Origin of the sequence: uncultured Nisaea sp. (assembly GCF_963974195.1) — a bacterium.
Classification (GTDB): Bacteria; Pseudomonadota; Alphaproteobacteria; order Thalassobaculales; family Thalassobaculaceae; genus Nisaea.
In genome coordinates this window covers 13,318-31,431 of sequence record NZ_CAXBDC010000017.1, presented here as the reverse complement: position 1 = coordinate 31,431, position 18,114 = coordinate 13,318, and the positions used below count along the sequence as shown (strand labels likewise).

At 62.4% G+C, this 18,114-nt stretch carries 19 protein-coding genes; 7 read left to right on the top strand and 12 right to left on the bottom strand.

Translation table 11 applies throughout. The annotated features are described in order from the left end of the window. The first annotated feature begins 4 nt into the window (after positions 1 to 4). Positions 5 to 808: a bifunctional hydroxymethylpyrimidine kinase/phosphomethylpyrimidine kinase gene (gene thiD, locus AAC126_RS05950; protein ID WP_339851074.1), complete on the top strand. Its 804-nt coding sequence runs from the start codon at positions 5 to 7 to the stop codon at positions 806 to 808. Positions 809 to 982: 174 nt separating this feature from the next. Next, positions 983 to 1,693, top strand: a complete 711-nt coding sequence (locus tag AAC126_RS05945; protein ID WP_339851017.1) for a DNA helicase — start codon at positions 983 to 985, stop codon at positions 1,691 to 1,693. 2 nt (positions 1,694 to 1,695) lie between these two features. Here AAC126_RS05945 and AAC126_RS05940 read toward each other — a convergent pair whose 3' ends face one another. Continuing rightward, a complete protein-coding gene (locus AAC126_RS05940) occupies positions 1,696 to 2,862 on the bottom strand; it encodes a hypothetical protein (protein WP_339851016.1) in 1,167 nt (388 codons plus the stop codon). Positions 2,863 to 3,059: 197 nt separating this feature from the next. On the opposite strand from AAC126_RS05940, the gene AAC126_RS05935 reads away from it, so the two are divergent. The 3 genes from AAC126_RS05935 to AAC126_RS05925 are packed head-to-tail and all read left to right on the top strand — an operon-like array spanning position 3,060 to position 4,745. Next, positions 3,060 to 3,773 carry a B12-binding domain-containing protein gene (locus tag AAC126_RS05935; RefSeq protein WP_339851013.1) on the top strand — a complete coding sequence of 238 codons (714 nt, stop codon included), beginning with the start codon at positions 3,060 to 3,062 and terminating at the stop codon, positions 3,771 to 3,773. Between the two features lie 11 nt (positions 3,774 to 3,784). After that, positions 3,785 to 4,408: a DUF1638 domain-containing protein gene (locus AAC126_RS05930; RefSeq protein WP_339851011.1), complete on the top strand. Its 624-nt coding sequence runs from the start codon at positions 3,785 to 3,787 to the stop codon at positions 4,406 to 4,408. 28 nt (positions 4,409 to 4,436) lie between these two features. Continuing rightward, positions 4,437 to 4,745 carry a virulence factor gene (locus tag AAC126_RS05925; RefSeq protein WP_339851009.1) on the top strand — a complete coding sequence of 103 codons (309 nt, stop codon included), beginning with the start codon at positions 4,437 to 4,439 and terminating at the stop codon, positions 4,743 to 4,745. A 4-nt stretch (positions 4,746 to 4,749) separates the two neighbouring features. Here the strand turns inward: AAC126_RS05925 and AAC126_RS05920 are convergent, their stop codons facing one another. From AAC126_RS05920 to AAC126_RS05900, 5 genes are all read right to left on the bottom strand, one after another. Continuing rightward, on the bottom strand, positions 4,750 to 5,670 hold the full coding sequence (locus AAC126_RS05920) for an ABC transporter permease subunit (protein ID WP_339851006.1): 921 nt from the start codon (positions 5,668 to 5,670) through the stop codon (positions 4,750 to 4,752). A gap of 4 nt (positions 5,671 to 5,674) precedes the next feature. Continuing rightward, complete coding sequence (ugpA, locus tag AAC126_RS05915; protein ID WP_339851003.1) at positions 5,675 to 6,562, bottom strand: sn-glycerol-3-phosphate ABC transporter permease UgpA; 888 nt, start codon at positions 6,560 to 6,562, stop codon at positions 5,675 to 5,677. A 72-nt stretch (positions 6,563 to 6,634) separates the two neighbouring features. Further along, complete coding sequence (locus tag AAC126_RS05910) at positions 6,635 to 8,023, bottom strand: extracellular solute-binding protein (protein ID WP_339851000.1); 1,389 nt, start codon at positions 8,021 to 8,023, stop codon at positions 6,635 to 6,637. Between the two features lie 124 nt (positions 8,024 to 8,147). Beyond that, positions 8,148 to 9,323: a sn-glycerol-3-phosphate ABC transporter ATP-binding protein UgpC gene (ugpC, locus tag AAC126_RS05905; protein WP_339850997.1), complete on the bottom strand. Its 1,176-nt coding sequence runs from the start codon at positions 9,321 to 9,323 to the stop codon at positions 8,148 to 8,150. A 105-nt stretch (positions 9,324 to 9,428) separates the two neighbouring features. Continuing rightward, positions 9,429 to 10,037 carry a DUF1684 domain-containing protein gene (locus AAC126_RS05900; RefSeq protein ID WP_339850995.1) on the bottom strand — a complete coding sequence of 203 codons (609 nt, stop codon included), beginning with the start codon at positions 10,035 to 10,037 and terminating at the stop codon, positions 9,429 to 9,431. A gap of 163 nt (positions 10,038 to 10,200) precedes the next feature. Between AAC126_RS05900 and AAC126_RS05895 the strand changes: the two genes are divergently transcribed. Beyond that, a complete protein-coding gene (locus AAC126_RS05895) occupies positions 10,201 to 10,806 on the top strand; it encodes a peroxidase-related enzyme (RefSeq protein WP_339850992.1) in 606 nt (201 codons plus the stop codon). Positions 10,807 to 10,824: 18 nt separating this feature from the next. Here AAC126_RS05895 and AAC126_RS05890 read toward each other — a convergent pair whose 3' ends face one another. Next, the gene (locus AAC126_RS05890) at positions 10,825 to 11,304 is read right to left on the bottom strand and encodes a PAS domain-containing protein (protein ID WP_339850990.1); all 480 of its coding nucleotides are present in this window, start codon (positions 11,302 to 11,304) and stop codon (positions 10,825 to 10,827) included. A gap of 80 nt (positions 11,305 to 11,384) precedes the next feature. Beyond that, complete coding sequence (locus AAC126_RS05885) at positions 11,385 to 13,160, bottom strand: cobalamin-dependent protein (protein ID WP_339850988.1); 1,776 nt, start codon at positions 13,158 to 13,160, stop codon at positions 11,385 to 11,387. Positions 13,161 to 13,385: 225 nt separating this feature from the next. Here AAC126_RS05885 and AAC126_RS05880 point away from each other — a divergent pair, with 225 nt between their 5' ends. Continuing rightward, a complete protein-coding gene (locus AAC126_RS05880) occupies positions 13,386 to 14,222 on the top strand; it encodes a hypothetical protein (RefSeq protein ID WP_339850985.1) in 837 nt (278 codons plus the stop codon). 35 nt (positions 14,223 to 14,257) lie between these two features. On the opposite strand, the gene AAC126_RS05875 is transcribed toward AAC126_RS05880, so the two are convergent. The 4 genes from AAC126_RS05875 to AAC126_RS05860 form a co-directional block, all read right to left on the bottom strand. Beyond that, positions 14,258 to 15,532: an Hsp70 family protein gene (locus tag AAC126_RS05875; RefSeq protein ID WP_339850982.1), complete on the bottom strand. Its 1,275-nt coding sequence runs from the start codon at positions 15,530 to 15,532 to the stop codon at positions 14,258 to 14,260. A gap of 158 nt (positions 15,533 to 15,690) precedes the next feature. After that, positions 15,691 to 15,894, bottom strand: coding sequence for a hypothetical protein (locus AAC126_RS05870; protein WP_339850981.1), 204 nt, complete (start codon positions 15,892 to 15,894; stop codon positions 15,691 to 15,693). Positions 15,895 to 15,916: 22 nt separating this feature from the next. Then, positions 15,917 to 17,110, bottom strand: coding sequence for a serine hydrolase (locus AAC126_RS05865; protein WP_339850978.1), 1,194 nt, complete (start codon positions 17,108 to 17,110; stop codon positions 15,917 to 15,919). A gap of 182 nt (positions 17,111 to 17,292) precedes the next feature. Further along, a complete protein-coding gene (locus tag AAC126_RS05860; RefSeq protein WP_339850976.1) occupies positions 17,293 to 18,081 on the bottom strand; it encodes an amidohydrolase family protein in 789 nt (262 codons plus the stop codon). Positions 18,082 to 18,114 lie beyond the last annotated feature (33 nt).

Here is an 18,114-nt window from a genome sequence, read left to right as displayed (position 1 = left end):
TCCGATGAAGGGACGTGTGCTGATTTGTGCCGGCTCCGATTCCGGTGGCGGCGCGGGTATTCAGGCGGATATCAAGGCGGTTACCGCGCTGGGTGGCTTTGCCATGACGGCGATCACCGCCCTGACGGCGCAAAATACCGAGGGCGTGCACGGCGTTTATGACGTGCATGAGGAATTCATCGCCAAGCAGATAGAGCTGGTGCTGAAGGATCTTGGCGCGGACTGCATCAAGACCGGCATGCTGCATTCGATCCCGGTGATCGAGACCGTGCACAAGGCGCTGGCGGAACTGGCCCCGGATACGCCGCTGGTGGTCGACCCGGTGATGGTGGCCAAGGGCGGCCATCCGCTGCTTGAGCCGCAGGCGCTAAACGCGATGAAGAATCGGATGGTGGCGCGGGCGACTCTCCTGACCCCGAATATTCCGGAAGCGGAGTTGCTGACGGGACAGAAAATCACGGGCCGTGACGACATGCTCCGGGTCGGCGAAATCCTGCTCAAGCTTGGCCCGAAGCACGTCCTGATGAAGGGCGGGCATATGGAAGGCGACGAGCTGGTCGATATCCTGGTGTCGGCGGATGCCGAACCCGTCTCCTTCAGCTCGGAGCGGATCGATACGCCGCATACCCACGGCACCGGCTGCACCACGGCATCGGCAATCGCCGCCGGACTGGCCCAGGGTCTCTCGGTGGAAAACGCTGTCAGCCGGGCGCGGGATTATGTGCGCAAGGCGATCCTGAGCGCGCCGGGTTATGGCCACGGGCACGGCCCGCTGAACCACGCCCATACAGTGCGGGCGGATGTCTGAGCCGGGCTTGAGTTTTTCTCCGGCGCTGCCTAATCTCTCCTGACAGGCACGCCCGAGCCTCCCCCCTCCGCTGGGAAAGCATTCGACATGTTGGGCTTTGAATTCTTCGGACCCACTGTTCGGGCATGCGCATAAGGAGGGATTGCGACAGACGCTCGCATCAGGAGGTTCCCGATGAGATTCTCTCATCCCGTTTTCCGTCTCAAACGCCAGGCCCGTCTGCTGTCCCGCGAGGAGAATATCCCGCTGAACAGGGCGCTCGACATGATCGCTGCAGGGGAGGGCTTCAAGAGCTGGAGCCATCTCGCGGCCAATGCATCCGCCGGGAGACCTGCCGGCGCCATGCTGGCGCAACTCTCTCCCGGCGATCTTGTCCTGCTTGGGGCACGGCCGGGTCACGGCAAGACATTGCTTGGCCTTGAATTGCTGGCTGAAGCGGCGAAGGCCGGGCGGCGCGGTTTCTTCTTCACACTGGATTACAGCGACGCGGACGTTATCGAGCGTGTCCGTGCGATCGGTATCGAGCCTGGAGCGATCTCATCCAGCATCATGCTGGATACATCGGACGGAATCTGCGCCGGTCACATCATTGCGGAGATGCAGGCCGCTCCACCGCACAGCATTGCCGTGGTTGATTATCTGCAACTGCTGGATCAAAGACGCCGGAACCCCGAACTTGCCGAACAGGTCGCCGCGTTGAAGGCTTTCGTACAATCGGCGGGTCACATCGTGGTGCTGATTTCGCAGATTGACCGGGCTTACGATCCGGGGGCAAAGCCGTTGCCGGACCTGACGGATGTCCGTCTGCCAAACCCGGTCGATCTCTCCCTGTTCAGCAAGAGCTGTTTCCTGCATGACGGAGAGATCCGGCTGGACGCCGCCTGACGCTAGTCGAGTACGAAATCCCGGTTCACCAGGCTGTAGCTGTGGTGGCCGAAAATGCCGCTCGCCGTCATTCTTTCGATCTCCTGGCGTAATGTCTCGATTCGGGACGCGTAGGTCGTGCTGCCGATGTCGAGCAGGGCGTTCAGAGGATCGGAGGCGGCGAGCGCTTGCTCTATCACGCTGCTTTTTGCCCGGCCCTGATGGCGGATATCGGCGACCACGATGCACACTGTATCTTCCGCTCCGTCCAGATCGTAGCGCTGGGCATAGTGCGCGTATTTCTGCCGTTGCTGTTCGATGGTGAAAGCCACCTGGGTCGCCCGGTTTTCGGGGCTGTTCTCCGCCCAATGCACGAACTTCGCCGCGACGTCCGCTTCCTGGCTGCAAACGGCATCCGGATCCGGGTTGAGATAGTCCATCAGGCCCTGGCTGCTGCTGCTGTCTTCCAGCTGTACTGTGCCGCCCGGTGTCTTCTGGGCGACGTGACCGTTCAGCAGTGTCAGATCTGGGAAATAAAACCGGGCTTCATCAAGCAGCAGGAGGCGGCGCAGCAGCAGGACGAAATTATCGTCCGGTTCGTGTACGGCATCCTGGAAGAAACCGAAGGTGAAGGCCGCGCGGTCATAGGTGTTGAGGCAGTGGAAGCTGCCCTTGCTCTCGCAGATCGCGGTCGGGGTAATGATGTCGGCCCAGAAGCCGAACTGCTCCCGGTAGGCGTCCGGTGTGTAGATGTCCGTGCCGGGAGTGGTGTTCATCAGGCCCCGGCGGCTTTCGTAGCGGACATCGCTGCCGACAAAGAATGCGGGACCGTCATTGACCCTGGCCGAATAGCGTTGCCCGTCGATGCTGACGGATACAGACGCAGGCTCGGTGATATGCTGTTCCTGCCCTGGAATCTCGGTTTTGACGGATACCTGTTCGGTCGGGCTGTTGGCAAAGGGCATGACGAGAAGCGTGCGCCCGGCATAGTCCGGCGTGATCGGAACATCGAGAGAGGGACCCGCTGCCAGCGACCGGCTGACGCGGACGCCGTCGCACCGCACCTCCCAGTTGATCCGGGCAAGGTCCTCCGCACCGGGATTGGACTGGTTGAAGGCTGTTGCCTGATACCGGGCGCTGGTGCCGACTTCCGCGGTTTCGGGTCCGGCGACAGCTGTGACGAGCAGCATGGCGGCCTCCAGATTTTAGGAAAAGGGAGAATATTCTCTAAAAATACAACCTTACGACGATTCAGGCGAGTCCCCGTTTGTCGATTTTACGTCGTGCTGCCGATACTTGATGTCGCCCGGGGCATGGATGTTTGACGTTCTCCGCGTAACTGTGGTGGTAGCAAAAAGAATTCAAGCGCTTTTCTCGTGGAGGCGACATGGCCGAGGAAGACGATATCGTTCTGTCCGAACTGGACGACGAAGAGCTGGTGCAGCAGATGCATGACGATCTCTATGACGGTCTGAAAGACGAAGTCGAAGAGGGCGTCAACATCCTGCTCGGGCGTGGCTGGACACCCTATCGCGTCCTGACAGAGGCTCTGGTCGAGGGCATGCGCATCGTCGGTATCGACTTCCGCGACGGCATCCTGTTCGTGCCGGAAGTGCTGATGGCCGCCAACTCCATGAAAGCCGGGATGACGATCCTGCGCCCGCTTCTGATCGAAACCGGCGCACCGCGCATGGGCAAGATGGTGATCGGCACGGTGAAGGGCGATATCCACGATATCGGCAAGAATCTGGTGTCGATGATGATGGAGGGTGCCGGCTTCGAGGTGATCGATATCGGGATCAATAACCCGGTCGAGAATTACCTGGCCGCGATCGAGGAGCACAAGCCGGACATTCTCGGCATGTCCGCCCTGCTGACCACCACGATGCCCTACATGAAAGTCGTCATCGACACGATGAAGGAAAAGGGCATCCGCGACGATTACATCGTTCTGGTCGGCGGTGCGCCGCTGAACGAAGCATTCGCGGAGAGCGTGGGCGCCGACGCCTATTGCCGCGATGCCGCCGTTGCCGTCGAGACCGCGAAGAAGATGATCGCCGAGCGCGAGCGCTCCAACTCGGCGGCCATGGGCGTCAATTGAGCGGGGCGGCAATGGCCGCCTCGACATACCCTGAGAGACCGCGGGCGCTTGTGGTTGCCTGCGGTGCTCTCGGCCGGGAGCTGGTCGCGTTGAAAGAGAGTACCGGCTGGGATGCGCTGGACATCACCTGCCTGCCTGCCATCTGGCACAATCATCCCGAAAAGATCGCCCCCGGTCTGCGGCGCAAGCTGCAGGCGGCTGGAGGCTATGAGCAGGTGTTTGTTGCTTATGGTGATTGCGGCAGTGGCGGTGAGATCGACAAGGTGATCGAGGAATTCGGCGTCGAGCGCATCGCCGGACCGCATTGCTACCAGTTCTTCATGGGCACGGACGAGTTCACGGCACTGACCGATGACGACCCCGCCTGCTTCTTCCTGACCGATTATCTGGTCCGGCATTTCGACCGGCTGATCGTCAAGGGCCTGGGGCTAGACCGGTTCCCGGAACTGCGCGACATGTATTTCGGCAATTACACGGCGCTGGTTTATATCGCCCAGACCGAGGATCCGCGTCTCAAGGCGAAGGCGGAACAGGCCGCCGAACGGCTTGGCCTCGCTTTCGAGTACCGCTATCGCGGCTATGGCGAGCTGCAGAGCTTCATCGAAACCGCACATCCCGTGCATGCCGGACAGTAACGGCGGGATACATTAACGGAGATCCGGCATGGCCCATCTCATCATCGTCTACTGGCGCGATATCCCGGCCCAGGTCATTGCCGAACGCGGCCGGGGCCGCAAGCGCGAGCAGGCCAAGGTGGAGCTGCCCGTGCGCTTCACCCATGCCATCGACATGGCGGCGATGCGGGACGGCGCGGAGGACGAGGGCGCCTATCTCGAAGGCTGGCGCCGGGCCGACCCGGTGGAGTGCGGCGAGGATCTTGAGGCCGAGGCGCAGGCAACGGCCGACAAGCTCGAAGCCGAATATGACGGCGCCAAACTGAAGGCTCTGATCGCCAATGGCGGCAACGCCTGAGCCTTTATTTTTCGCTCTCGACCAGCCCTTTCACGAACAGACGCTGCAGGAACACCACGACCAGAACCGGCGGTGCCATGGCGATCAATGCGGCGGTCATGGCAAGGTTCCATTCGGGCACGGCTTCCGGCTGCGGCATCAGCTTGGCGATGCCGATGACGACCGTCGAATAGGACGGGTCCGTCGTTACCAGCAGCGGCCAGAGAAACTGGTTCCAGCCATAGATAAACAGGATGACGCAGAGCGCGGCGATGTTGGTGCGTGACAGCGGCAGCAGGATATCCAGCAGGAAGCGCATCGGCCCGGCGCCGTCGATCTTCGCCGCTTCCGTCATCTCGTTCGGGATGGTCATGAAGAACTGCCGAAACAGGAAGGTCGCGGTGGCGGATGCGATCAGCGGGAAGATCAGCCCGGCATAGGAATTCAGCAGACTGACCCTGACATCGAAGCGGACCGGCTCGCCCGCGATCCAGGAGGCGAGATCGTCCAGCCGCAGCAGCTCGCCGAGCCAGAGGAAGGGCATCAATGCGTTCGCCGCCACCTCATAGGTCGGCACGATGCGGACCTCGATCGGCAGCATCAGCGACATGAAGATGATCCAGAAGGCGGTCATCTTGAAACGGAAGTCGAAATAGACGATGGCGAAGGCGGAGAGGATGGAGATCGCCACCTTGCCCACGGTGATGCCAATGGCCTGCACCGCCGAATTGAAGAGCTGCAGGCCGAGATCGGCCTTGCTCCAGACCGTCTGGATATTGATCAGGAACTGGTCGCCGAAAAGCAGCGGCATGGGCAGGCCGTTTACCTGCTCCGGCGTCAGCGTGGCCGCGACCAGGGCGACATAGATCGGAAACCCGGTCACCAGAATGCCGATGATCAGGAACAGATGGGTCAGGATGTCGAGGATCGGCGTGCGTTCGGTCATGGCCTCAATCCGCGTAATGGACGCGCCGCTCAAGGAAGCGGAACTGGAAGATGGTCAGGCTCATGACGACGATCATCAGAATGATCGACTGGGCCGCAGAGGCGCTGAGGTCGAGGCCGATGAAGCCGTCCTGGAAGATCTTGTAGACCAGGATCGTGGTGCCATCGCCCGGCCCGCCGCCGGTGGTCACGTGGATGATTCCGAACGTGTCGAAGAAGGCATAGACGACATTCAGCACGATCAGGAAAAACGTGGTCGGCGAGAGCAGTGGCAGGATGATGTCGCGCACCCGGCGCAGAGGTCCGGCTCCGTCCATGGCGGCGGACTCGATGACCGCGCGGGGGATCGCCTGCAGGCCGGCCAGGAAGAAGATGAAATTGTAGGCGACCTGTTTCCAGGCGGCGGCGAAGACCACCAGCACCATGGCATCGAAGCTGCTGAGTTCCGGGTTCCAGCCCCAGTCGAAAAGCTGCTTCAGGGCGAAGGAGAGGACACCGGAATGCGGGTCCAGCGTGAAGGTCCAGAGCGCACCGGCAATGGCGGGTGCCACGGCATAGGGCCAGATCAGCAGGGTCCGGTAGAAATCGGTCGCCCGTAGCACACGGTCCGCGAAAAGCGCGAAGACAAGGCCGAGGCCGAGCGAGAGAGCGGTTGTCGCCAGACTGAACACCACCGTTACCCGGATGGCTTTGTGATATTCGGGCTGGGTCACCATATCGACGAAATTCTCAAACCCGACCCACTCCGCATATCCGCCGAAGGGGGAGGACAGGGTGAAGGCCTGGTAGAGCGCCTGCCCGGCCGGCCAGAAGAAGAACCAGACCAGAATCAGAAGCTGCGGGAAGAGCAGGATATAAGGCAGCCAGTGGCCGTCGAACGTGACCCGTCGCATGGGGCGTGTACCCGGACTGTTGGAAAAGGGACCGGGGCGGCGGGAAGCCGCCCCGGGACGTGATGGCGGCGGTTATTCCACCAGCATCGGGTAGGTGGCTTCGGCCTGACGCGAGTTCTGCTTCTCGAACCGGCGCAGGATTTCGTCACCCCGGCGCACGGCGTTGGCGAAGGCCTGTTTGACGGTCTGTTCACCCGCCCAGACCTTGCGCAGCTCGCTTTCGATGGCGACGTGGATATTGTCGAAATTGCCGAGGCGCGGGACGCGGGCGGCCGGGTGCGGGTTGTCGCCGCCGCGCAGAAGCTGGATCACGGCCAGTTCCTTGGTCGGGAATTCCTTGTAATACCCGTCGGCCTTCAGTTCCTGATAGGCCTGCTTGGTGATCGGCACGTAACCGGTCTTCTTGTGCCAGTATTTCTGGATCTCGACCGAGGTCAGGGAATTGAAGAACGCGACCACGCCTTCATATTCCTCATCGGAGAAGCCTTTGAGCACATAAAGCGCGGCGCCGCCGATGGTGGTGTTTACCGGAGTCGTGCCGGCCTCGTAGGGCAGGTGCGTGGCGGTCCAGTTGAACTCGTTGCTTTCCATCGCGGCGTGGCTGGCGGTGGAGCGGATGTGGAACAGGCAGTTACCGGCCTGGAAGTTCTTCAGCGCCCCGCTACCCCAGTCGGTCTGGGATTCTGCGCCGAATTCGGCGAGCCCTTCATCGAGCCAGCGTTTCAGGCGGGTCATGTGCTTGAAGGCCCAGCCGTTCTCATCGTCGAACACCAGCCGCGCACCAAGCCCGTCCACGCCGTTATTCTTGCTGGCATAGAACTGCTTCTGCTGGGCCATCGGGTTTTCCATATCGGCCCACATGCCGGCATAGAAAGCATAGCCGCAGGGCTTGCCGCCGCGCGGAACCTCGACACCGGAGGACTGCAGCGTGCGGATCTGCGCTTCCATGTCGTCATAGGTCTTCGGCAGGTCGGTCAGCCCGGCCGCGTCGAACAGATCCTTGTTCACATAAAGGATCGGCGTCGAGCTGTTGAAGGGCATGCCGAGCAGCTTGTTGTTCGGATCGGTATAGGTGTTCACCACCGGCGCCAGATAGTCGTTCTTGTCGAGCGCGACACCATGTTTGGCCATCATTTCTTCCGCCGGGACGATCGCGCCCGAGAGCATCAGGGTGATCACCCCGGTCTCGTTGTTCTGGAAGAAGTGCGGCTGCTCGTTCGCCCGGATGGCGGCGATGGTCTGAGTCAGCAGATGGCGGTAGCGGCCTTTCCAGGTGGCGACCACTTCATACTTGTCCTGGCTTTCGTTGAAGCGCTTGACGATCTCGTCCACGCCCTCGCCGAGGCCGCCGCTCATGGCGTGCCACCAGTTGATCTTGATCGGCTCGGCGGACGCATCCGCGGCGCCGAAGGTAACGGCCGCGGCCAGCAGGCCGGCGAACCAGAATTTATTCCGCTTCATGACTCAATCTCCCTGAAGTCCTGCGGGCATGAAAATGCCCCGAAATGAGGGTCGCAGAGCGCCGCGTCTCTACGTTTGAGGGAATTTGAAGAGCTGGAGTCCTTATCGTGTCAGTTCGGGGACTCTATGCGGCCGCGACGCTCTCTTCTGTTGCAGTTTCCTGAACGTCCACATGATCAAGGCGGAACCCGCTGGCCCGATCGAACAGATGCGTGTGTTTCGGCGCGACGGAGAGGCCGATATCGTCGCCAAGTTGCCAGTCACCCGCGTCTTCCACGGGCACGTTACTGACCAGGCGGCCATTGGCCGTGTCGAGATGGACCAGACGGCTGGCGCCCAGCTCCTCGATCAGAACAATGCGTCCGGCGATATGGGCGCCCGTTAGCGGAACCGGGCGCAGATGTTCGGGACGCAGGCCGAGGGTTACCTTCTCCGCGTCGCGCGCGCCCTCGATCGGCCCGGCATTGATGACGGTCCCGTCTTTCAGGATCACCGCATGACCGGCACCATGTGTGCTCAGCGTGCCGTGCAGGAAGTTCATCGCGGGCGAGCCGATGAAGCTGGCGACGAACCGGGTCGCGGGGCGGTTATAGACATCGACCGGGCGGCCGACCTGCTCGACCAGCCCGCCATTCATCACCACCAGCCGGTCCGCCATGGTCATGGCCTCGACCTGGTCATGGGTGACGAAGACGCTGGTGGCGCCGATTTCGCGATGCAGCTGCTTGATTTCGACCCGCATCTGTACCCGGAGCGTGGCATCGAGATTGGAGAGCGGCTCGTCGAACAGGAAAACCTTCGGCTCGCGGACGATGGCGCGGCCCATGGCGACGCGCTGGCGCTGTCCGCCGGACAGCTGGCTCGGCCGCCGTGCCAGCATGTCCGTCAGCCCGAGAATTTCGGCGGTATTGCCGACCCGCTCCCTGATTTCCGGCTTCGGCAGCTTCGCCAGCTTGAGGGAATAGGCCATGTTGTCGAACACGGTCATGTGCGGGTAGAGCGCGTAATTCTGGAACACCATGGCGACGTTGCGCTGGCGCGGTGCCAGCTCATTGACCACGGTCCCGGCGATCTCGATCTCGCCGTCGGTGATGGTCTCCAGCCCGGCGATCATCCTGAGCAGGGTTGATTTGCCGCACCCGGACGGCCCGACGATGACGACGAACTCTCCCGGCTCGAACCGGGCGTCAAGCCCGTGCACCACCTGTGTCTCGCCGTATGACTTGCGGACCTGCCTCAGTTCGATCGTCGCCATGCTCTGACCCTCATCCCGGTTGCGTAGCGGGAGGAGGGTAGGCATGTCGGTGGATCAGAACCGCGACTCCCTCATATCAGTTCGATGAACATACGATTGCAGTTCTGATTTACCCTTATGTTCAATAGGGTAATGGGGCTGAGTATTTGTTCAGCCCATCCGTTCACCCGCTCGGACGGCTTCCGGCAGACGGTTTTCCGGTGGGGCCAGCGGGCAGACCCAGTCCGGCGAGTGATAGCAAGACGGGTGATAGGCGAAGTTGAAATCGAGGATCAGCCTGCCGTCCGGCGTCTGGCCCAGATCGGCGCTCTTGATGCTGTCCAGCAGATAGCGGCCGCCGCCATAGGTCTCGCTGCCGCTGGTGGCGTCGGTGAAGGGCAGGAAGGTGCCGCCGCCATAGCCCTCGATCCAGTAGACGGTCAGCTCGGCGCCGAGCTTCGAGGCAAGGCCTCGGGTGCGGGCGGCGGGGCGTAGGGATATGTGTCCGTCATTGCCGATCTCACCTGCCAGCACCGCGTCGCTCTCCGGCACTTCCAGATCGACCTCGAAGCGCATTTCGGGATCGTAATCAAACAGCGGAATGGCGCCGTATTCCGCCCGGCGGTCCTTGCTTATGGGGGATTGTTCATGCTCGCAGAACAAGGCGTTCCGTGTGTCGCGCCAGAGTGTCCAGGCGGTCTCCGGATCCTCTGCCCGGCGGATATCGGTATAAAGCTCGGCAACCCGGCGGCGCCAGTCGGCAAGTGAAATGGTCTTCATCACGGTCCCCCAACGAATTTTCGAAAACATGGGGGCTGTTGCCGGAAATGCCACCTCAAAGACGTCTGAGCAGTAGCCTGTTTGCTCTCCGGCGCGGCTTGACCGGCCCGATCCGGGCGCCGAAGCTGCGTGCCGGAAAAGTATTCAAACCGGAGGAACCCACATGACCTGGATCGCGACCGTGCCCTATGCCGAGGCAACCGGCCGGCTGAAGACGCTGTATGACCGGGTCAAGGGGCCGGACGATAATGTCGACAACATCATGATGGCCCACAGCCTGCGCCCGCATTCCATGGAAGGGCACATGCATCTCTACAAGTACGTGCTGCACCATACCGGCAACAAGGTGCCGAAATGGATGCTGGAAGCGCTCGGCGTCTATGTCAGCCAGATCAACCAGTGCGGCTACTGCGTCGAGCATCATTTTCAGGGCATGAAGCGCCTCCTGGCCGACGATGCCCGCGCCGCCGCCATCCGGGCGGCCTTCGAGGCCGACGCGCCGGAGCAGGCCTTTGATGGAGCGGAGCTGGAAATGTGCCGCTATGCCGAGAAACTGACCCGCGACCCGGCCATGATCAACGAGGCCGAAATCGAGGCCCTGCGCGTCGCCGGACTTGATGACGGGCGCATTCTGGAGGTGAACCAGGTTGTCAGTTACTTCTGTTACGCGAACAGAACGGTTCTGGGGTTGGGGGTCAGCACTGCCGGAGACATCATCGGCCTGTCGCCGAACCAGTCGGACGACCCGGATAACTGGTCGCATACGTGAGGTGAGCCGGTCTCGGGGCTAGATTTTGCTCTGCTGAGAGAATTCGATGACAGACATCAGGCAATCGATGGATGCGTGATCTTCGGCCAGTGGAAGCAGGATCTGCTCGAAGGATACATATTCGCGGTCCTGCCACCAGATAGAACCGTTGAACAATACTGGCGCACGCGTTTTGAGAGGCTTCTTGTAATAATGGATCAGATGCCTCCATCCCTTGCCAACACTGTCCGATCCGACCTTCTTCCCGGTGACGTCGGCGCCGTTGAACCGCGCTATTTCTGTTCCGCAAAGCCGGTAGTAGAAATCGCCGTCATCGTTGATGCAGATCAGAAGGATTTTTGGCAGATAGGACCGCATTTCCATGGGGTCGAGTTGCTTGCGCCCGGGGAACCCTGGGCCGTCGCACAGGGATCGCCAATATTCCAGAGCCTGCGCAAGAGCGGGGGATTCTATGGAAGACAAAGCCTTGGTCTCCCATTTCTGTTCGCTCCGCTTCACCACTTTTCGTCTTCCGGCTTTGTGCTTGGCTTGGAGCCATACTGACGCCGGTAACCCTGAGGTACAACCAAAGCCGGAGATTAGAGTGCGCTATCCGCGCTGCGAGGCAGTAACCCAGCCAGCGCCGGTCCCATCTCCGCCGCCGAGCGGCAGAGCAGGGCGCCGGCTTCCTCAAGCTCCGCGCCGACATCGACGGGCAAACTTGAGTTCGACGCTTCCGGGATCTGGTTCAGCCGCCCGCCCATCAGCACCGGGATATCGAGCCCCTGTTCCGCGAGCGCGGCTTTCAGCGTCCGGTAATAGCCCAGCGCGACGCCGTTATAGGTGCTGATGGCGATGGCGTCGGGCTTTGTCTCCGAGGCCCGGGCGGCGAGGATTTCCGGGTCGGTGGAGACGCCGCCGTCGAGTGCGGTGAGGCCGAGTTGGCGGACCAGTTCCTCGACCACCATCTTGCCGTGCTCATGCACGTCCCCTGCCGCGACCAGCACTTTAAGGCCGCTGCCGGTCAATGATGTGCGCACGTCTGCGGACATTTCCGTCAGCGCCGCCCCGGCCATCTCCGCGATTTCGGAGACGATGGTCGCGGGCACCAGCGGCGCGCGGCCACCGATCATGCCGGGGTCGGGCGTGCCGGGGCCGAAAGCGGCTTCCAGTGGACGGGCGCCGATGCGGCGGAGGGCGAGCAGCAGCTCGAACACATCGCCGGTATCGATGCCCGCTTCGGCGAGGCCTTTCAGCACAGCCTTCTCGAACGCCCTTCCGCCGTCCAGTATTCTGACGGCAATGGCGTCGGCTTCCTCCTCCGCCACCAGCGGAACCCAGTCCAGTGCATGTTCCTTCAGGCGTCCGGCATGGAGTTGGGCCTCGATCACCTCGTCGATTTCCGGGATGCGCTCGTTCTCGGTCACCGGAACCGGGTTGATGGCGTGGCCCGTCGGCCGGGTTGCCTGGCCGAGCGCGTCGACCAGCAGATAGCTGGAGAGGCTGGCGGCATTCTCCGCCGGTGTGCCCCGGTAGCTTGTCGTGTTGCCGTAGATCATCGAGCCCGGTGCGGCGGGTCCGGAGAGGGCGAGGGCGCGCTGGAAGGCGAGCCGGGCCAGCGGGTCGGAGAAATGATGGCCATAGCAATGCACCACCGGCACCCCGGCCAGCCGTCCGATCTCCCGCTCGATCAGGATCAGGCCGAGGCAGGAGGCAAGGTCCGTCAGATGGGCGCCGAACCCGTCATCGATGTTGGAATGCACCAGCACAGGCACCGGCTGGGCGGCGATCAGGCCGAGGGCGCGCACGGTCTCCCGCGTGGCGGCGATATCGTCGTCATGGCCGGGAATGCGGAAGGTGAAATACTGCCCGAGATTGCCGATCGCGGTGCTGCCCGCCGCCAATGCTGCCTGCGTGTTCTCCAGCGCCGCCGGGAAGCCGAGCACGAAATCGCCGAAATGGGGCGCTACCGGTGCCGCGTTGGCCAGTTCCACGAAATCCTCGACACCGCGCAGGATCATGCCGGTGCCGCGTGTCGCTTTCTCGCGGACGGCTTTCGGCAGGGCCATGGACCAGTCGAGGCACAGCCCGTAGCGGTCGACCCTGATCCCGCGCAGACGGCAGGCCTCCCAGATCTCGCGATAGGCCCGGATGCTTTTGCCCGGATCGCGATAGCCGAGCTGGGCATGCTGCATGATGCCGCCCTCGGCCATCCGGCGCAGTTTGTAGTCATGCTCCGATGTCTCGCCTGCCTCCTTCAGGAAGGCGGAGGGACCGACGGTCCAGCGCGCAGCATGTCTGGCGCCCTCTGCAAGCAGGTCGGCGCCGTTCGGCAGATCTGGCTCGGGCAGGATGGTGGAGCGGTCTGGCAGCATCGGACAGGTACTCAACGGAGCGGTAAGGCGGGAGAGGCCATTATGCATGGGGCGGCAGCGGCACCCAAATTTTCCTGCCGGCGCTTCTCCTGTCCGCTGTTATCGGTGCAGGTTCTCGCAGAACCGTCTCTGGACCTCTTTACGAGAACCCGCTTAGAGTCATCATTGAAACGATATAGCGCGTTGCGTGGCTCTTGCGATCCGCGCCAGATCTGGAGTGAGACGATGAAGCGTTTGGGGATCATTGTGGGGGCCGGTGTCGCGCTCCTGTTGGTGGCGGTGGTTGGCGTCGTCGTCTTCGTGTTCGGCAATCTCGACTCCCTGGTCAAGGACGTGATCGAGGAACAGGGCACGCGCGTTGCCGGTGTGCCGGTCAGTGTCTCCGGGGTGAAGATCGAGGTGCTGGATGGCCGGGCCGGGATCAACGGGCTGGCGGTGGGCAATCCGTCCGGCTTCAAGAGCGACAGCGCGATCTCGCTTGGCGGGATCAGTATGGCTCTGGATACCGCGAGCGTCAGCCAGCCGGTAATCGTGATCAAGGAGATCACCGTCGACGAGCCGGCGGTGACCTACGAGCTGATGCCGGGTGGCAACAATATCGGCATCATCGCCGGCAACGTGAAAAAGAACAGCGGCGGCGGGAGCAGTTCATCCGGTGCGACGTCCTCCGGAGAGAGCGGCGGGACGGACAAGAAACTGATCATCGAAACGCTGAAGATTCGCGGCGGCAAGGTGATGGTTGCAGCCTCCCTGCTTGATCAGGGCAAAGCACTGGAAGCCCGGCTGCCGGACATCACCCTCAGGAACATCGGCAAGGATTCCGGTGGCGCGACCCCCGGAGAGGTGGCCGCCGAAGTGATGGCCGCCCTGACCGACGCCGCCAGCCGGGCCGCCGCGAGCATCGGCGTCGGCAAGACCCTGGAGGCGCTGAAGCAAAATATCGGCAACATCAATGGCGGCAAGCTGCCGACGGACGCAGAGGGCGCGAAGCAGGCCGTCGATGATGCGAAAAAGGAGCTGGAGAAGGCTGGCGAGGGGCTGAAAAAGCTGTTCGGGAACTGAGCGGGGCGGATAGTTTTTCAGCTTCCTCCCAACCCTTATCCCGCCGGAAACACTCTTTTCGCCGCCTTGGTCAGGCCTTTCGCCACCGCCGTGAAAGGATCTGACGGGACGATTTGGGCGGCGGGGACGCAGGCGGTGATGACCCGGCGCATGTCGGGCAGGAGGGTTGAGCCGCCGGTCAGGACGATGTGCCCGACCTGCTCCGGCCGCACTCCGGCCAGGGCGAGCGTTTCCCCGGCGGCTCTGGCGACCTGTTGTTCCAGTGGCGCGAAATGTTGTGCCAGGGCAGCCTGATTCACCGTGATGTCGGGCAGATCCTCGATATCCGGGAAAGCCAGTCTTGCGTTGTCACTGTCACTGAGGGCGATCTTCACCCCTTCCACGGCATTTGCCAGCCGGTGGCCGAGCTGGCGTTCCAGCAATTCCAGCAGCAGCTCGATCTTCTCCGGCTCGACCGCCTGGCGCATGACGTCGCGGACATCCCGTTTCATCGCGTGGGTGTAGCAGAAATGGATTTTTTGCCAGGTGGCGAGGTCGCTGTAATAGCTGGGCGGGACCGGCAGCAGAACGTCGGAGGTCAGTGCCTTCATCTCCGTGCCGTAACCGAAGGCGGGCATGACGGCCTTCAGGGACAGCCGCTTGTCGAGATCCGTGCCGCCGATATGCACCCCGTGATTTGCCAGGATGTCGAACCCGGCAACCTCTTTGGAGGCGGCGTCGATGGATCGGCGGGCCAGCGTGAAGTCCGATGTGCCGCCGCCGATATCGGCGACCAGCACATACTCCGCACCCGGCATGTTCTCTTCCGCGTCGATCAGGGCGGCGACCGGCTCATAGACGAACTGTACGGGTCCGAAGCCGGTCTCTTCCAGAACCTCGCGCAGCAGGGTCTCCGCCCGTTTGTCGCGCGTCTCGTCCTCGTCGACGAAGCGTACCGGGCGGCCCGCGACCAGCCCTGAAATCTCCCCGCAGGCGGCCTGCTCGACGCTCTTCTTCATCGAGGTCAGGAAGCTGGTAAGCAGGGAGCGGAATGGCCAGGAGCGGGCGCCCATCCGGGTCGCGTCATCGGCGAGGCTGGTGCCGAGGATGCTTTTCAGCGCCCGCAGATAACGTCCTTCATGGCCCTGCAGGAAGCGCGCTTCGGCATCGTGCCCGCTGACCAGAACGCCTTCTTCCTCGTCATAGAACAGGGCGGTCGGGACGGACTGGCCGCCATGCTCGAACATATGGAGATCAAGGGCGGTGCCGGACGCGTATCCGATGGCGGAATTCGACGTGCCGAAATCCAGCCCGGCGACAATCTGTTTCATGGGATGCGGGCTCTCTTGGATTGGAAATACAATTTCCCGTCTCAGCGGAGCCGACCTGTTTACAGGGACTCACCCGTATCGGGTCAAGGCGAAAGTGCCCAGGCAATGAAAGCGTCACATGAGTCTGATGACGAAGATGTGGCGGGCCGGAGAGCAGCTCAATTCCGGAGACGCTCCATGTCTACCCAGCCGCCCTTGCGGTTCTGGACCTTGAGGCCGGTGATCTTGCCTGCGTCGTCCGCCGTGAACACCACCTCGCGTTCGAGATCCTCGATCAGAAACCGGGCCTCCGATTGTGCCAGCAGGTGGAACCGGCCAAGCCTTGGGTCGGCGATCTCGAGGCCGTCTTCGACCTCCGTCACATGGATCTTCGCCCTGCGCGCCTTATAGGTACCGGCAAGCAGGGATTGCTGTTCCGATGTCAGTGCGACGGCCGCAGCGGGGGGGGGCCGGTTGTACCGCCGGGACCAGTTCCGGCGTTGCGGCAGGCGGGCCGGTGCGGGCTTTCAGGATGGCGATTAGCACGTCGAGGATCTCCCGTGTCTCGACCCGGTGGCCGGCTTCGGTATGCGCCTTGTGCACCAGAACCAGCCGGGCGCCGGGCACCACGATGATGGTCTGCCCGCCATTGCCGAGCGCCGCATAGGTGCCGAGTTTCTTCAGCCCCCGGGCGAAGGTCCACCACATATAGCCGTAGCCGCCGCCGCGCTCCCGCTCGAGATGCGGGCGTGTGCTCTCCGCCACCCAGTCCGCCGGGACGAGTTGATTGTCCTGCCAGCGTCCCTCGTTCAGGAACAGCAGTCCGAACCGGGCCATGTCCCGTGCGGTCAGGCGGTAGAGATAGGCGGGGTGACGGGAGACCTCCGGGTTCGCCCGGTAGAATGTGTGCTGGAGGGAGAAGTCCTGCATGCCGATGGGGCGGGCCAGCCGGGCTTCGAAATCTTGGAACAAATCGCTGCTGGTCTGCCGGTTGTAGATCGTGCCCAGCGCGTTGAAATCCCAGTTGTTATAGTACCAGAAGCTGCCCGGTGCGTGGCTGCCGCGCTCGGGCCGGCCACGCTTCATGCTTCTTGTCTCATAGGCGGCGGGCAGATAGACGCCGGAGCGGGTTTCCAGCAGGTTGGCGACGGTCGCGCTTTTCTCGGCTTCTGTGAGTGGAGTGATCTCGTCGATGCCGAGGGCGCCGAGGCTGGCGGAAAGATCGATCTTCCCTTCTGCCTTGGCGATGCCGTAGAGCGCGCTCATCAGAGATTTCCGGACGGAATGCACATTCATCCGCCGGGCGGTCTGCCCCCATTCGGCCAGAACAGCGCCGTTATAAACAACGAAGAGCGCATCGCCGCCGAGTTGCGCGCCACGCTCCATCGCCTCATCGAGTTTTTCGGAAGACCAGCCGGCTTCTTCGGGGGAGACATAGCGTTGCCAGGTTTCGCCCGGGAAGACCGGCGGAGAGGCTGCGTTCCAGGCTGGCCAGTTTGCCGTCATGTCTGCAGCCAGGGCGGTTGAGACGGTCATGAAGGATGCGAGGAGGCTGAGTGTGAAGGCCGCCTTTCGCACGATAGAAGTTAAAGCGGTCATCCTGTCCTCCACCCCGATATGCGCCGAACCCGTGTTACGGGCCCAGATTAACAGTACCCGGATTGGAGGTGGGGAGTTCCGCCGGAGCTTCAATCAGTCCGGATGATTAATCTTCATGCATCCTCCAAAAAGCGTCATGCCGCGCGGCAGATAAATCCGGGAATGACGGCGTCAGAGCCTGGTCAGGCGGCGAGAGCAAGGGCGCAATCATATGTCATCTGGGATTCGAACTGGGTATGGGGCCAGTCACTGCCCCAGATGAGGCGCGCCGGGCCGAAATGCTCGAGATAACGGCTGCGAAGCGCCTTCATGGCGGTGGCGTCTCCGCTGCGGTCGAAACCTCCGAGGATACGGTAGGCGCCGGAGACCTTGACCCACAGCCTGTCCTCCGGCTGCTCGAGGATGGCGCGCAGGCCGGCACAATCGCCTTCCGGGGCGACGAGGCCGAAATGGTCCAGAACGACCTTGCCATGGCGGGCTGTCAATGAAGGCAGGATGGCGGGCAGATAGTCGCCTTTCGCATGCAGCTCCACATGCCAGCCGAGTTTTTCCGTCTCGGCAAGCACCGGTGCCCAGTCCGCATAGCGGAAACTCTTCTCCCGGCGCACCAGATTGAGGCGGATCCCGAGAATGCCGCGCGCGTTCATCTCCCGGAGCAGGCCCCGGTCCACAGGCGCCGACGGATCGAGCACCACAACACCGCGAAAGGTCAGATCTGCACGCCCGGCATGATCTTCCAGCACTTTCAGCAGATAGCTGTTGTCGGCACCGAGAAAACTTGGCTGTACAAGCAGCGCCCCGTCGAGACCGTGTTGCTTCAGCAGACGGCAATAATCCTCAGGCAGGGCATCGTAATCCGGCGTGTAGCGCCGTCCCTTCACCATCGGCAGATCGGCGCGGAAGACATGTGCATGGCCATCGAAACGGCCCGCTGGCAGGTCCATCAAACTGTTCGCACCGGTCAGGTTCATAATGCTCTCCCTTGACATCTATAGTTCTATATA